Origin of the sequence: Agrobacterium vitis, from assembly GCF_037039395.1 — a bacterium.
Taxonomy (GTDB): domain Bacteria; phylum Pseudomonadota; class Alphaproteobacteria; order Rhizobiales; family Rhizobiaceae; genus Allorhizobium; species Allorhizobium vitis_E.
This window is the reverse complement of sequence record NZ_CP146242.1, coordinates 776,052-790,805: the sequence shown is the minus strand read 5'-3', so window position 1 is coordinate 790,805 and position 14,754 is coordinate 776,052. Positions and strand designations below refer to the sequence as shown.

Below are 14,754 nucleotides of genomic sequence, written 5' to 3'. Positions count from 1 at the left end.
TCAATAATAATGTGGATATTGGCAAAATGCTTGAACCCAATCGGTTCAAGCATAAATGTGCAGTCCGTCTACGTTTTTACTTTGTTTTCTTAGGCATGGATTGCCGGAATTTGCTGCTTTCAACAATCTCGAACGGGGGTGAGAGATATGACGATATTCTTAATAGCGACAGTTTTGGTCGTTCTTGTCATGCTGGAACATATCTACATCATGGTGCTGGAAATGTTTCTCTGGACGACACCGCGCGCCCGGAAAATCTTCCGTAAAAGCCTGCAGGGCGCCGAAACCACACGGGTGATGGCCGCCAATCAAGGGCTTTACAATGGCTTTCTGGCTGCGGGTCTTTTCTGGGCACTTCTGCATCCGCTGCCGGCCATGGGGCTCCAGCTCAAGGTATTTTTTCTTGGCGCTGTGGTGGTTGCTGGCCTATATGGGGGGAGGACCGTGTCGCGGCGGATCTTCTTCGTCCAGGCCGCGCCGGCAGCGATTGCCCTGTTTTTGGTTTTACTGGCTGGATAACAATGACGACTGCGATGGACAAAACGCTTCTGGAAACCGGCTCGGTAACCCGGTCGCCATTGACGATCCGGCTGTGCGGCCCGCGCGGTTTTTGCGCTGGCGTCGACCGAGCGATCCAGATCGTCGTCCTGGCGCTGAAGGGCTATGGCGCGCCGGTCTATGTCCGTCACGAAATCGTCCACAACCGCTATGTCGTTGAGGGGCTGGAGGCGAAGGGCGCGGTATTTGTCGAGGAACTGGATGAAATCCCGGCCGAGCATCGCCAGCAGCCTGTGGTATTTTCCGCTCATGGCGTGCCGAAATCCGTGCCTGAGGATGCGCAGAAGCGCAATCTCTTCTATCTTGATGCCACCTGTCCGCTGGTCTCGAAAGTGCACAAACAGGCCATGCGCCACCAGCGGCTTGGCCGCCATGTCGTCCTGATCGGTCATGCCGGCCATCCGGAAGTGATCGGCACCATGGGGCAATTGCCCGAAGGCACCGTTTCCCTGGTGGAGACCGTTGAGGATGCCGCACGCTATGAGCCCGCCGATCCGCTCAATCTCGGCTTCGTCACCCAGACCACGCTGTCGGTGGACGATACCGCAGGCGTGATTGCCAAATTGCAGGAACGCTTCCCGGAGCTGAAAGCGCCTGCCGCCGACAGTATTTGCTATGCCACCACCAACAGGCAGGAAGCGGTGAAGCAGGCCGCGCCCGGTTGCGATCTGTTCGTCACCGTCGGCGCGCCCAATTCCTCCAATTCCAAGCGGCTGGTGGAAGTGGCGCTGAAAGCTGGCGCCAAACGCTCCATCCTTGTGCAGCGCGCCAGCGAGCTGGATTGGGACGCCATCGGCGAGATCCGCAGCCTTGGTCTGTCGGCAGGCGCATCAGCGCCGGAAGTGGTGGTCAACGAAATCATCGAAGCCTTCAAGTCCCGCTTCGACGCGACAATCGAGCTGGCTGAATTCTCCATCGAAAACGAAAACTTCCTGGTCAATCGCGAATTGCGCTCCATCGAACTGACCCAGGACGACATGGCCTTCGTCAACGGTTGACCCGCCGGGGCAGGACTGATCTTACTTGCGGGCGAGCAGACCCGGCAGTTCTTTAAGCAAAGCATCGCGGGCCCGAACCCCAGGGGTAATCTGGTCTTTTTTCTCATCCTGAATGAGACGGGCAAACACATAGGTCTGTTTGCCTTTGCTGGCCCAGCCGACATACCAACCCCATCCACGCCGATAATCAAACGTGGTATCCGACAGACGGGGGAAGGCGGCGCCGGTTTTGCCGTGGACTGTCCAGCCATCGGCGATCTGGCGTTGCTCAACGATGGCCATTGTCTTGTCCATGGCCTCGGGGCGAACGGGCAATTGATGCTGCACCAGCTTTTGCAGGAACGCGACCTGTTCCAGCGGTGAAATCTTCAAGGACGAGGCGATCCATGCCCGCTCCAGGCCATTGTTCTTGCCGGGATCGCCGGTAAAATCGGCATTGCCATAGGCAAATTTCGTCGCATAGTCATGAAGCTTGTCTTGCCCAAGCGCCTTGGTGATCTGCTGGGAATACCAGACGACGGAGTATTTCAGCCAGCGCACCGGATCGGTCGGCTGTTTCCAATTGTCGCCGCCCCAGTCCACATAACCCTGTTTGAATGGCAGGGTCGGATTATGCTCGTCCTTTAGGTAACCCGCATCGTATCCCATGACGCTGAGGGCGACCTTGAAGGTGGATGCCGGCGTGACCCGCTCCGCACAATTGCCGTCCTGGATCAGGGTTTTTCCGGTGCTGCTATCGGCAATGACCGTGCAAATCGTTCCGGCTTGCGCCGTGGATGCCAGAAAGCTGGCTGCGACAAGTGTCAGCGCGATTTGCCCTAGTTTCACAGCCTGTTCCTTTACCTCGATTGCGACAGAAACCCAGGATTGTCGCGGGAGTGCTATGGCAAGCGAAAACTTCGGCAGCATTATGGTGGACAATGATCTGGGTTGATTGCTGTCGATATGGGCGGACGATGGGATAATACCAAGGGTCATTGAAAATGGCCGTTGGTATTCCGTTTGCAAATATCTCAAGCGTCTGCTGCATTTGAGATATTTGCAATTCCTTCAAGGCGAGGATGCCTGAGCATGTCAGAGACTTGGTATCATCAGGTCATCCACGTGTCTGTTTGGGTCATCAGAGACAGCCTTTCGGTGTGATAATCGACATGCATCTGGTGATGGTGGTTGCGCATGGTGGCCAGAATGGCCGAGGCGATGGCCGGGGCCTGCGCAAAGCCGCCCGTATTGTGTCCACCGACCAGAACCACGCAGCATGCCTTGGATTTATAGGTCTCGAACAGGCCGAGACCGGATGGGGTCCAGGGACGCACGCAATATTTCAGCGTCTCGCGCAGGCTGCCAGCCTCGACCAGGCTCTGATATTGCTCGGGGAAACAGGTGGCTGCGGTATCGATCAGGCCGTCATAGAGGGTGTTGAGAAGCTCTGCGTCGATGTTGTTGGGATTAAAGCCGGTAAAGCCGTAGCCTGAGCCGATGATGGCGGCGCGTTCGCCTTGTTCGCTCCAGCCGATGGTGACATTGGCATCTTCCGTGATATGGTCCTTGCGCGCCAGTTTCAAGGAATTGCGCAGCAGCCCTTGTGGGTCGGGCAGGGAGAGCCATGCACCCAGCACGCCGCAGATCTGGCGATGCGAGGCGGTCTTTGCGATTGCGGCGCCTGCATAGACCCCTGGTGAGATCACCAGATTGCCGTTTACGCGCTCGCCAGTGGACAGCACGACATGATCCACCTGACCATCAAAGCGGGTCGGCATGCTGGTCATCTCGGTATTCCAATCAAAGACCACACCGCGAGCCTCATACCGATCCAGCAAATTGGCCATGAAGCGATGCAGATTGAGGGTGAAGCCTTGCACATAGACGCCACCCGAAATTTCGCCAGCCTCAATAGCCCGGCGCAGGATGGGCTGCTCGGCGGCAATCTCGTCCAGGGAGGCATTTCTCAAGGTCGCGCCGATGCGGTCCTGGCGGCTTTTGGAGCGTTGAAAATGGTCAGCATCCGAATAGACCCGCAGGATATCGCGTTGCAGGCCGGATGCGGCAAACAGTTCCGGCTCCCTGGCGATCCATTCATCCCAGAGAGGATGGCTCTCGCGATTGAAGCGAAAAATCGAGTCGTTATAGTTTTCGGCCAGCCAGCCCGGAACACTCTCGAAAGAGGCGATCCAGTCGCGCTCGGCCTCCTTGAGGCTGCTGGATGGGGCAACGTTCCAGCCGCGCTCGGTCACAGGCCGTGAAAATTGCCAGTTCATGTCGCCATGGATGTGACGACAATGATAGTTGTCCATTTCTGACAGGGTAAACATCCGTGCGTCGCCACCGCCTGCACTGCATCCCAGCGATCGCCAATCGGTCTTGCGGCGCGGATCTTGCCGGGCATCGATGATCCGGACACTATAGCCCGCCTCGATGGCGTAATGGGCGGTGATCAGATTGACGATACCGGCACCGATGAATGTCACCTCTTCGCGCAGATCCGTATGGACGCCACCGCCGAACTGATCGTTGCAGATACATTGTTCGGCAACCCGGAAGGCGGCGACCACGCTGGTCGCCGGGCCGAGAACGGTGATCTGGCTGGTCGCCAATTGCCGCTGCCAGGCCTTGTCGGTTCCGGCTTCCCCATAAACGGCCACATAGACTGGCCGGTTGGCCGCGCGCGACCATTCCGCCAGCACATCGGCATCCACCCTGTCGGCGGTGACAATCACCGAGACAGGATTTTGCCGCAGGAAACGCGACAGGTGCCGAGGCCCCTTGCGAACCAGGTCATGGCGGAAAAGCAGGGTGTCCGTGGCCAGATCCTCGAGGATCTCATTATCCACGCGCGAAAGAAGAAGAACATTCATGCTGGCCTCGGAGGTTTGGTGAGAAAAACGGTCAGCTCATGACGACATAGATCGCGGTGCCGATCAGCAGCGCGGCCATGGTGTAATTGAACACGCGCAGATAGGTCGGGTTGGCCAGAAGCGAGCGGATGCCGACCCCGAAACTGGCCCAGAGCGATGAGGAGACGATGTTCACAGCTGTGCAGACGGTAAAAATCGCCACGCCGGAGGCAAGGATGGAGGTTCCGGTCGGCATGAAGATCGATGCCGTTGTCGTCGCCTTGACCCATGCCTTCGGGTTGATGAACTGAAACGAAGCCGCCTCAATAAAGGTCAGGGGCTGCGGTGCGGACTGGGCATTGGCAACTCTGGCGCCGATCAACTTCAGGGAAAGATAGATCAGATAGGCGGCGCCTGCCCATTTCAGCAGGGTTTGCAGCGCGGGGAAATAGTCAAACAGAATACCAAAGCCGACACACAGCAAAAACGTCTGCACCGCGCAACCCATGGCAATGCCCAGAATATGCGGGCCGGTGCGCGTGAAGCCGAAGTTGACGCCCGACATTGTCAGCATGACGTTGTTGGGTCCGGGTGTGACGGACATTGTCCAGTAATAGAGGGCCAATGCCAGGTAAGAAATTCCAAGAATAGTCATGATTTTTCCAATCGCGGAGCTTCGATGAAGCCGCGTTTACAGTGCTCGATAAAAATGGGTGTCGAATTACCGCAGGTTGCCGCAGAATTCCTGAATGCGGTGGCAGGCGGCGGTAATGGCGGCTTCGTCCGTGGCATAGGACAGGCGGAAGTTTCCGGCCTGCCCGAAGGCGGAACCATGCACGGCGGCGACGCCTTTTTCCTCCAGCAATGCCGTGACGAAATCTTCATCCGTCTCGATCAACCGGCCGCCTTCGGTGGTTTTGCCAAGCGTGTTTTCGCAGGAGGGAAACACATAGAAGGCCCCTTCCGGCAGTAGGCAGGTCAAGCCATTGGCCTGATTGAGCATGGAGGTGATCAGGTGACGGCGATTGTCGAAAGCGGTGCGAAACTGCACCAAATGGTCCTGCGGTCCATCCATGGCAGCCACGGCGGCCCATTGGGCAATCGAGCAGGTGCCGGATGTCTGTTGGCCTTGCAGCAGCACCATGGCATCGATCAGCACTTTCGGACCTGCGGCATAGCCCAGCCGCCAGCCGGTCATGGCATAGGCCTTGGACACGCCATTGACGGTCAGGGTGCGGTCCTTCAGGCCGGGCTCGATCTGCGCGCCGGTGACATATTGAAAATCGCCGTAGACCAGATGCTCATACATATCGTCGGTCAAAAGCCAGACATGCGGATGGCGCATCAGCACATCGGTCAGCGCTTTCAACTCGTCATGAGTATAGGCGGCACCCGATGGATTGGACGGCGAATTCAGCAGGACCCAACGGGTGCGTGGCGTGATCGCCTGTTCCAGATCCTCGGGCCGCAGCTTGAAGGCCGCCTTCTGCGTGGTGGCAACCCGCACCGGCACGCCGCCGCATAGCGACACCATTTCCGGGTAGGAGACCCAGTAGGGAGCGGGAATGATCACTTCATCGCCGGGATTGAGGCTGGCCCGCAGCGCATTGTAGATCACATGCTTGGCGCCCGTGCCGACGATGGTTTCATCAACGCGGTAGGAGAGCTGGTTTTCGCGCTGAAACTTGCGCACGATGGCCTCGCGCAATTCAGGAATTCCAGCCACATTGGTATATTTGGTCTCGCCGCGCTGGATCGCAGCAATAGCCGCTGCCTTGATATGATCCGGCGTGTCGAAGTCCGGCTCGCCGGTCGACATGGAAATCACATCGACACCGGCCAGCTTCAGCGATCGCGCTTTCTGGCTGATGGTGATGGTCTCCGACGGACGGATTTCAGACACGGAACGGGCAACAATCGTCATGATACAGGTCTTCCTAGCGCGTGTTGCATCAGAATGCGCAGCGGTTTGCGAAACGGGGTAGATTTAAAATGCGAGGTGGAGAAACACGGCCAGAACGCCGTGTCCTCAGTCGGGCATGACAGGCAGGGACTTCAAATAGTCGACATAGGCAACTGGCAGAACATCGGCGCCCGCCAGGATGTGGTTCATATAGCCGGTTCTCGGTTTGAGACCGTCCACATTATGCTTTAGGGAAATATAGGTGATGGCCTTGACCGTCGTATTTGTGCCCATGTCTACGACATCGACTTCAAGCTGTTCATATTGTTGGGTTTCAACATTTTCATAGATATCGAGAATGTCAAAACCAGCCTGCGGCATCAGGTTCAGGGTGCCGAAGATATGGGCAGCAGCATTGGGCTGGATATTGGCGGCACCCGCTCCCGGAAAATAGGCTGATGGCTTGTTGAACACCAATTCATACCCATCCAGTCGTCCCAGTCCACGCGAGATGGAATGGACGCCGTCTTTATTCAGGCGCTCTTTTTCAAGTCGCGCGACATCGAGATTGGACCCATAGGCGAAGTAATATTTCATCGAAATATATCTCTTGTATCGAGGACGCCTAGGGTCGAGTATTTATTTCAGTTATCGATGCTGAGTATTACGCTTATACAGTATTGCAAAATTCCAGTTGTTTTTAATGCTTCAAAAATAAAGCAAAAAATACGTTGTGGATTAAGTATGAGTTCACTTGAAAACTGTCAATGCAATTGGACACCTCTAAAAACCTCCCCATTTTCCGCGTTTCATGATTCAATCCGGCCAGTGTGATTTTCTGGGAGCGGATGATGCGTGGGCAACCGGGCTTTTGGGATTTGGATGATCGTTACGAACGGCTGAGTGCCGTCGGCGATCCGCTGGAGAAGCTCAACAGCATCATTCCATGGGCGATATTTGAAAAACCTTTAGCGAAGGCGCTGAAGCGGTCCGACGGATCGAAGGGTGGACGTCCACCATTTCCGTCGGTTCTGATGTTTAAAATCCTGGTGCTGCAAGCGCTTTATAATCTCTCCGACGACCAAGCGGAGTTTGTTATCCAGGACCGGCTGTCGTTTATGCGTTTCCTTGGCCTTTCCCTTTCGCAGAAGGTGCCGGATGCCAAGACGATCTGGCTGTTCCGAGAGAGTTTGGTGCGTGCAGGTGCCATTGATAATCTGTTTGCCCGTTTCGACAAGCATCTCTCACGTTCCGGATATCTGGCCAAAGGCGGGCAGATCGTTGACGCCACGATCATCCAGGCTCCCAAGCAACATAACAGCCAGGACGAGAAAGACGCGATCAAGGCCGGCGAAATCCCTGAGGACTGGAAGGATAAACCCGCCAGGCTGGCCCAGAAGGACCGCGACGCGCGATGGACAGTGAAGTATTCCAAGGCGAAACGGCCAACGGAGACGCCGACGTCGACGACGACTGGCCAGCACGATATTGCCATTCCAATGTTTGGTTACAAAAACCATGCAGGCATCGACCGAGCCCATGGCTTTATCCGGGGATGGACGGTGACGAGTGCGAGCGCCCATGACGGAGCCCAGCTTCGAAACGTAGTGACCAAAGACAATACCGCGTCGACGGTCTGGGCCGATACGGCCTATCGCTCCAAGACCAACGAGGAATGGTTGCAGGACAATGGCCTAAAGTCCGACATCCATCAGAAGAAGCCAAAGGGCAAACCCATGCCGGAGGCGATGTCGCGCGCCAACGGCCGTCGTTCGAAGGTCCGCTCCGCCATCGAACATGTCTTTGCGCGGCAGAAGGACAAGATGAAGCTCTTCGTGCGCACCATCGGAATCAGCCGAGCGAGGGTGAAGATCGGCATGGCCAATATCACCTACAACATGCTTCGCTATGTCTGGCTGACTGGAAAACCACGGACCGCATAACGCGCAGCTGGCCGGAAGGCCGAAATGCATGCCGCAGATGCGGCAATCATCACAAAAAATGGGCGATCATCCGCGCGAGTTCATCGCGGAAATACATCCACGGCACCATCTTGCCAACTGCGACCGGTAAATCGAGGTGTCCAATTTATGAGTTATGTAGAAATATTTTTCACCTTCTGTATGTCGCCATTTCCTGTGCCTCCGTCCATGCCGGGGCTGGCTCTCGCGTTCTTGTCATTGTATCCCTGTGCGCCAATCAACCGGAATGCGGACCCGATCTGTGGCAGTTTATACCGATATCAACGAGGTCGATCTCAAAGACTTCCTGGCGCAATATGACACTGGCGAACTCCTGTCCTTCAAGGGCATTGCCGAGGGCGTGGAAAATTCCAATTTCCTGCTGCACACGTCGAAAGGTGCGTTGATCCTGACGCTCTATGAAAAGCGCGTCGAGAAAAACGACCTGCCGTTTTTCCTGGGCTTGATGCACCATCTCTCGGCGAAGGGCCTCAACTGCCCGCTGCCGCTGCCGCGCAAGGATGGCGCACTGCTGGGCGAATTGTCCGGGCGTCCGGCGGCGTTGATTTCCTTTCTGGAAGGCATGTGGCTTCGCAAGCCGGAAACCCAGCATTGCCGGGCGGTGGGCGAGGCGCTGGCGACCATGCATCTTGCGGCAGAAGGATTTGCCCTGACACGCGGCAATGCCCTGGACCTTGCCGGCTGGCAGGCGCTGTGGCCGAAGGCGCGCGCCCGCGCCGACGAGGTCGCCCCCGGCCTCCAGGCGGAAATCGATGCCGAACTGGTGCATCTGGCTGGGCAATGGCCGAAGGATCTTCCCGCTGGCGTTATTCATGCCGATTTGTTTCCCGACAATGTGTTTTTCCTTGGCGACCAATTGTCGGGGCTGATCGACTTCTATTTCGCCTGCAACGATTTTCTGGCCTATGACCTGTCGATCTGCCTGAATGCCTGGTGCTTCGAAAAGGACGGCAGCTATAATATCACCAAGGGCAAGGCGATGATCGACGGGTATCTGTCGGTTCGCCCCCTGTCACCGGCGGAGGTGGCGGCCATGCCGGTTCTGTGCCGAGGCTCGGCGCTGCGCTTCCTGCTGACCCGGCTTTACGACTGGCTGACGACGCCGGAAGGCGCCATGGTGGTGAAGAAGGAACCGCTCGAATATCTGCGCAAGCTGCGCTTCCACCAGGCGGTCGAGACCGCTGCCGAATACGGGTGGCCGCAATGAAACATGTCGAAATCTTCACCGATGGCGCCTGTTCCGGCAATCCCGGACCCGGTGGCTGGGGCGCGGTGCTGCGCTACGGCGAGGTGGAAAAAGACCTGTGCGGCGGCGAGGCGGATACCACCAACAACCGCATGGAATTGCTGGCGGCGATCACGGCGCTGAACACGCTGAAGACCCCGTGCGAAGTGGATCTGCACACCGACAGCAAATATGTGATGGACGGCATTTCCAAGTGGATCTTCGGCTGGAAGAAAAACGGCTGGAAAACCGCCGACAAAAAGCCGGTGAAAAACGGCGAGCTCTGGCAACAGCTCGATGCTGCCAACCAGCGCCACAAGGTGACCTGGCACTGGGTCAAGGGCCATGCCGGTCATCCCGAAAACGAACGGGCCGACGAACTGGCCCGCAAGGGCATGGAACCCTTCAAGAAGGGCGGCGCGGCGCGGCTTTGAGGGGATGTCCTCGCGGCCTTTTAATCGCACATTCGCACAATCCCACAAGGAGTTACCGATGATCTATCACTGCGTTTTTCTGCGGTTCAAGTCGGCGGTCTCTGACGCTGAGAAACAGTCGATCTACGATGCCATCAGCGCATTGAAGGAGGTTGTGCCGGGTATGCTGGAGGTCCGCGCCGGTCAGAATGTGTCGCCGGAAGGTTTGAATGGCGGCTTTGTCGATGGGTTCATCGTCCGCTTCGAAGACGCCACGGTGCGCGATTATTACCTGAAACATCCCGATCATATCGCGGTTGGCGACCGTATCGTCGCTGCGACGGATGGCGGGTTGTCCGGCATCCTGGTCTTCGATCTCGAGGCATAAAATGGCGGCCGTCCCGGTGGATGTAGGGTTTATCGGGACGGCACTATCAGGCTGACTGTAGATTGAGGTCAGCTTGATTTGCGCATGGCATCGGCCAGCTTGTCGACATTGTAGCGGAACATTTTCTCATAGGTCGAAGCCGGGCCCTTGGGCTTGGACAGGGCTTCCACATACAGCTCGCCGCCGGATGTGGCGCCGGTTGCCTTGGCGATTTGCTTGACGAGACGCGGATCGTTGGAGTTTTCGAAGAAATAGCTCTTCACATGCTCGGTCTTGATCTGCTCGATCAGCTTGGCAACATCGGCTGCGGAAGCTTCGCTTTCGGTGGAAAGACCGAGCGGCGACAGGAAGCTGATCTTGTATTCGCGACCGAGATACCCGAAGGCGTCGTGGCTGGTCAGGATCTTGCGCTCGGATTCCGGGATGCTGTCGAACTTTGCATGGGCGTCGGCGTTCATATCATCCAGCTTTTTGGTATAGGCGCTGGCATTGGCCTTGAAGGCATCGGCATCGGCCGGATCGGCAGCTGTCAGCGCCTTTTCGATATTGGCGACCCAGACCTTCACATTGACCGGGCTGTTCCATACATGCGGATCGGTCACGGTTTTGCCGTCCTCTTCCATGGTGCGGGTGTTGATGCCCTCGGAGGCGACAACCGGCTTGCCCTTGTAGCCAGAAGCGGTGATCAGCCGGTCCATCCAGCCTTCCAGGCCTTCGCCGGAAACGAATGTCACATCGGCAGCCTTCAGCGCCTTGGCGTTGGCTGGCGACGGCTCGAATTCATGGGGGTCGCCGTCGGGGCCGACCAGGCTGGAAACGGTGACATGATCACCGCCAACCTGTTTCACCACATCGGCCAGCACGGTGAAGGACGCGACGACTTTCACTGTTTCGGCAAAGGCCGGCGCGGCGGACAGGGCCATCAACAGTGGCAGGGCTGCGGACAATAACAGTTTACGGTTCATGATGATCTCCTGTGATCAGGCTTTCAGGTGAGGGCTGGGAAGAAACCGCCGGAAAACACCGGAGGGAGCAAAAAGAATCGACAGGCCGTAAAACAGCGCCGCGACCAGGATGATCGTCGGTCCGGAGGCCAGTTCCAGATGGTAGGAGGCGATCAGGCCGAGATAGCTGGCGACGATGCCGCTTGCCGCCGCCACCACCATCATGCCGGGCAGGCTGCGGCACCAGAGCTGGGCAATGGCGGCGGGCAGCATCATCAGCCCCACGGCCATCAGCGTGCCGAGTGCCTGGAAGCTGGCGACCAGATTGAGCACGACGAGAAACAGAAACAGGAAGTGATAGACAGGCCCGCGTCCGCCGACAGCCCGCAGGAAGCCGGGGTCGAGGCATTCGGTGACCAGTGGCCGGTATATCGCGGCCAGTGCCAGCAGCGAGAAGGAGGCAATGGCGCCGATCTGTACCAGCGCTTCATTGTCGATGGCCAGGATAGTCCCGAACAGCACATGCAGGAGATCGATATTGGAGCCGCGCAGCGACACGATCAGCACGCCCAGCGCCAGGGATGTCAGGTAGAAACTGGCAAAGCTGGCATCTTCCTGCAACACGGTCGATCGGGTGACGAAGCCCGACAGCAGCGCCACGGAGAGACCAGCCACCAGCCCACCCAGGCCCATGGCGGTCAGCGACAGAGACCCGGCGATCAGGTAACCGATGGCGGCTCCCGGCAATACCGCATGGCTCATGGCATCGCCGACCAGACTCATGCGCCGCAGCATCAGAAACACCCCGATCGGGCCGGAGCCGAGGCCGAGGCAAAGCGAGGCTACCAGCGCCCGGCGCATGAAGCCGTAATCGGCAAACGGCGCGATCAGCAGATCGTAAGCGGTCATGCGGCAGGCCTTGTGTTTTTCAGATCCGCCGGGCGGCAGACCTCGGCATCCTCATCCCATCGCTCGGCCATGGCGCGGGCCTTGAGCAGATTGGCTGACGACAGGGCGTCCTGGGTCGGACCCCAGCTGACCAGCTCGCGGGCCAGCAGCAAAGTCTCGGGGAAATGGCTGCGCACCTGGTCGAAATCGTGCAGGACCGCAATCACCGTGCGACCATCGCCGTGCCAGCCACGGATAATGTCGATCAGGTCGCGGGTGGTGCGGGCATCGATGGCGGTGAAAGGCTCGTCCAGCAGGATCACCTTGGCATCCTGCAACAGCAGCCGGGCAAACAGCACGCGCTGGAACTGGCCAGCGGACAGCGCGCCGATATGACGCTTCTCAAACCCTTCCAGCCCGACCATCGCCAGGGCTTGGCCAGCTTTCTCCATATCGGATCGGGCGATGCGGCCAAAGGCGCCGCTATTGCGCCAGGCGCCGAGCAGCACGGTGTCGAACACGCTGATTGGAAACCGGCGGTTGATGTCGGCGGCCTGCGGCAGATAGCCGAAATCGGTTCGCTTCAGGTTATGCTCCACCGCACCTTCGGCAGGGCGCAATTCTCCGATGATTGCCTTCAGCAGGGTGGATTTCCCCGCCCCGTTCGGCCCGGCAATTGCCGTCAGGCTGCCGGTCTCGATCACGCCGTCGACGTGATGCACAGCCGGATGCCGATCATAGGCGACAGTCAGATTGGTGAGCCGGATCATAGGATCGCTCATGGCAGGGCCACCGCCCATTGGATGGCAAGCCAGGTCAGGCCAATCAATGCCAAAGCAAAACCCAGCCGCATGACGGCGGACCGTGCCAGTAAACTGGGAAAGATAGGATCTTCGTCCTGCAAGGCCCGCACTCCGATAGTGGCTTATATATGTAATAACGTTACGTGTAACGATATAACAATAATGGCAAATCGATGGCAAGCCTTTCTTCCCGGATGCGGAGGCCTTATCTCGAACTATCGGCATTCATAAAAAAACCCGGAAGCATGAGCCTCCGGGGACTTTGTCATGGTGGAAGGCTAACAGACAGCTTTCCAGAAAACCGTAAAAGACAGAGCTTACAGCCGTTCCAGCATGGCTTCAGCGGAGGAAACCGTGGCCTGGCCGGGATTTTCCTCGATATCGAGGCTTTTCACCACGCCATTTTCCACCAGCATGGAATAGCGCTTGGACCGCACGCCGAGCCCGCCTGCCGACAGGTCCATGTCGAGACCGAGCGCCTTGGAGAAGCTCGCATCCCAATCGGCGAGGAAATGGATCTTGCCCATGCCGCCGCTATGCTGCGCCCAGGCGCCCATGACATGCCAGTCATTGACAGAGAGAACGGCGATTTCATCGACGCCCTTGGCCAGCAGCGCTTCGCGTTGCTCCAGATAGCCGGGCAGGTGGTTCAGGGTGCAGGTCGGGGTAAAGGCGCCGGGCACGGCAAACAGCACGACCTTCTTGCCCTTGAACAGGTCGTCGGTGCTGATTTCCACCGGGCCGTCCGCAGTCTTTTCCTTGAATGTTGCCGCTGGAACCGTATCGCCAATTGCAATCGTCATGAAATCTCTCCTCATTGTGCTTGATGTCTCAGTCCGTTCCAAAGGCGCAGCCCGCCAGCGGCCATTGACTGTCAGGGCTGCACTATAGGGCGGCCGGTTCCGAAGGCAAGCGGGGCTTCCATGGCGCGCTTGTTGCCGGCTGCCACCAGAATGTGCCAGGTCTTGCCGCTCACCGAATAATTGCGCGGAAGTTTGGGCAGAGCGATGCGGAGCGTGCGGCTATTGCCTTTGCTTTGCACCGCCTTGTATTCAGTAAACAGATAGCCTTCCGGCCCGGTCACCAGAATGCGCGGCTCGTCCTTGGAGCCATCGGGCAGGACCAGCGACACGTCGAGGCTGGAGAGATCATGGGCCATTTCGAAGTCGGAGACGTAAAAATCCTCCGCAGCCGCCGCAGGCAATTTGGATTTGGCCTTGTCGATCAGCTTAACCTCGCCGACATCGGTGGTTTCCTCGTGGCTGAGATCGATGCTGAGATCGGCTTGAAACGGAATGCAGATATTGCGGCACATGCCGATGAAGGCCGTCAGCTTGAGCGGGCTCTGCCAATCCTCACCGCTGCTTTTCAGGGTGAAGGGAAACACCACGGCATGGTCATAGCCGACATCGCGTACGCTGCCGATATCCATGCGCTTGGGCACCGGAAAGCTCAGCGGCGAGGGTGTGACCTTCGCCTCCGGCGCGGCGGTCAGTTGTGGTGGAATGCCGCTGTCGCCGGGCTCGCGCCAATAGGTAAACCAGCCGTCGTTCGGCTCAATCTGCAGGCCCGCCTGCCGGGTTCCATCCGGAGCCGGTGGCAGCACGATCAACCGCATCCGGCCGCCGTCGCTGGTGGCCCAGGCGGAGGTGGCGGCGCAGGCATCGCCAAGGGGTATCAGGGCCAGGAGACCCGCAAAGAGCAGGCCGGGCAGCGCAGGAAAAACCGGACGATTGGAAAACAAAGGAAGGATCATGCGGCTATTTAGACCAGCCCTATCACCGCTGCCAATCACGCTTTTTACAGTTTTATCATTTT

The 14,754-nt window shown here is 58.0% G+C and carries 17 protein-coding genes; 6 read left to right on the top strand and 11 right to left on the bottom strand.

The window, feature by feature from the left end:
• Positions 1-147: 147 nt before the first annotated feature.
• The gene (locus V6582_RS06380; protein ID WP_015915169.1) at positions 148-519 is read left to right on the top strand and encodes a DUF1304 domain-containing protein; all 372 of its coding nucleotides are present in this window, start codon (positions 148-150) and stop codon (positions 517-519) included.
• A 14-nt stretch (positions 520-533) separates the two neighbouring features.
• Positions 534-1,556 carry a 4-hydroxy-3-methylbut-2-enyl diphosphate reductase gene (gene ispH, locus V6582_RS06375; RefSeq protein WP_156632877.1) on the top strand — a complete coding sequence of 341 codons (1,023 nt, stop codon included), beginning with the start codon at positions 534-536 and terminating at the stop codon, positions 1,554-1,556.
• 21 nt (positions 1,557-1,577) lie between these two features.
• Here ispH and blaOXA read toward each other — a convergent pair whose 3' ends face one another.
• The 5 genes from blaOXA to V6582_RS06350 all read right to left on the bottom strand — a co-directional run bounded on the left by blaOXA (position 1,578) and on the right by V6582_RS06350 (position 6,890).
• On the bottom strand, positions 1,578-2,405 hold the full coding sequence (blaOXA, locus tag V6582_RS06370; RefSeq protein ID WP_420360208.1) for a class D beta-lactamase: 828 nt from the start codon (positions 2,403-2,405) through the stop codon (positions 1,578-1,580).
• 242 nt (positions 2,406-2,647) lie between these two features.
• Positions 2,648-4,411 carry an NAD(P)/FAD-dependent oxidoreductase gene (locus V6582_RS06365; RefSeq protein ID WP_156632876.1) on the bottom strand — a complete coding sequence of 588 codons (1,764 nt, stop codon included), beginning with the start codon at positions 4,409-4,411 and terminating at the stop codon, positions 2,648-2,650.
• Between the two features lie 31 nt (positions 4,412-4,442).
• Positions 4,443-5,045, bottom strand: a complete 603-nt coding sequence (locus V6582_RS06360) for a LysE family translocator (protein ID WP_156632875.1) — start codon at positions 5,043-5,045, stop codon at positions 4,443-4,445.
• A 66-nt stretch (positions 5,046-5,111) separates the two neighbouring features.
• The gene (locus V6582_RS06355) at positions 5,112-6,314 is read right to left on the bottom strand and encodes a pyridoxal phosphate-dependent aminotransferase (protein WP_156632874.1); all 1,203 of its coding nucleotides are present in this window, start codon (positions 6,312-6,314) and stop codon (positions 5,112-5,114) included.
• A 105-nt stretch (positions 6,315-6,419) separates the two neighbouring features.
• Entirely contained in the window at positions 6,420-6,890 is a 471-nt protein-coding gene (locus tag V6582_RS06350) for a gamma-glutamylcyclotransferase (RefSeq protein WP_156632873.1), read from the bottom strand.
• Positions 6,891-7,144: 254 nt separating this feature from the next.
• On the opposite strand from V6582_RS06350, the gene V6582_RS06345 reads away from it, so the two are divergent.
• From V6582_RS06345 to V6582_RS06330, 4 genes are all read left to right on the top strand, one after another.
• Positions 7,145-8,236 carry an IS5 family transposase gene (locus tag V6582_RS06345; RefSeq protein WP_349508847.1) on the top strand — a complete coding sequence of 364 codons (1,092 nt, stop codon included), beginning with the start codon at positions 7,145-7,147 and terminating at the stop codon, positions 8,234-8,236.
• Between the two features lie 280 nt (positions 8,237-8,516).
• Positions 8,517-9,482, top strand: coding sequence for a homoserine kinase (locus tag V6582_RS06340; RefSeq protein WP_337739232.1), 966 nt, complete (start codon positions 8,517-8,519; stop codon positions 9,480-9,482).
• Positions 9,479-9,934, top strand: a complete 456-nt coding sequence (gene rnhA, locus V6582_RS06335; protein WP_156631690.1) for a ribonuclease HI — start codon at positions 9,479-9,481, stop codon at positions 9,932-9,934. Before V6582_RS06340 ends, rnhA begins: the two co-directional genes overlap by 4 nt.
• Before the next feature lie 58 nt (positions 9,935-9,992).
• Positions 9,993-10,301 carry a Dabb family protein gene (locus V6582_RS06330; protein WP_015915178.1) on the top strand — a complete coding sequence of 103 codons (309 nt, stop codon included), beginning with the start codon at positions 9,993-9,995 and terminating at the stop codon, positions 10,299-10,301.
• Positions 10,302-10,369: 68 nt separating this feature from the next.
• On the opposite strand, the gene V6582_RS06325 is transcribed toward V6582_RS06330, so the two are convergent.
• The 6 genes from V6582_RS06325 to V6582_RS06300 all read right to left on the bottom strand — a co-directional run bounded on the left by V6582_RS06325 (position 10,370) and on the right by V6582_RS06300 (position 14,692).
• Positions 10,370-11,266: a metal ABC transporter solute-binding protein, Zn/Mn family gene (locus tag V6582_RS06325; protein ID WP_156631689.1), complete on the bottom strand. Its 897-nt coding sequence runs from the start codon at positions 11,264-11,266 to the stop codon at positions 10,370-10,372.
• Between the two features lie 15 nt (positions 11,267-11,281).
• Complete coding sequence (locus V6582_RS06320; protein WP_156631688.1) at positions 11,282-12,154, bottom strand: metal ABC transporter permease; 873 nt, start codon at positions 12,152-12,154, stop codon at positions 11,282-11,284.
• The gene (locus tag V6582_RS06315) at positions 12,151-12,915 is read right to left on the bottom strand and encodes a metal ABC transporter ATP-binding protein (RefSeq protein ID WP_156631687.1); all 765 of its coding nucleotides are present in this window, start codon (positions 12,913-12,915) and stop codon (positions 12,151-12,153) included. The genes V6582_RS06320 and V6582_RS06315 overlap by 4 nt, the downstream gene beginning before the upstream one ends.
• Positions 12,912-13,037: a hypothetical protein gene (locus V6582_RS06310; RefSeq protein ID WP_267889551.1), complete on the bottom strand. Its 126-nt coding sequence runs from the start codon at positions 13,035-13,037 to the stop codon at positions 12,912-12,914. The genes V6582_RS06315 and V6582_RS06310 overlap by 4 nt, the downstream gene beginning before the upstream one ends.
• Positions 13,038-13,253: 216 nt before the next feature.
• Positions 13,254-13,739 (bottom strand): peroxiredoxin, encoded by a 486-nt coding sequence (locus V6582_RS06305; protein ID WP_156631686.1) that lies wholly within the window; start codon positions 13,737-13,739, stop codon positions 13,254-13,256.
• 71 nt (positions 13,740-13,810) lie between these two features.
• On the bottom strand, positions 13,811-14,692 hold the full coding sequence (locus tag V6582_RS06300) for a protein-disulfide reductase DsbD domain-containing protein (protein ID WP_197434365.1): 882 nt from the start codon (positions 14,690-14,692) through the stop codon (positions 13,811-13,813).
• Between the last annotated feature and the right edge of the window lie 62 nt (positions 14,693-14,754).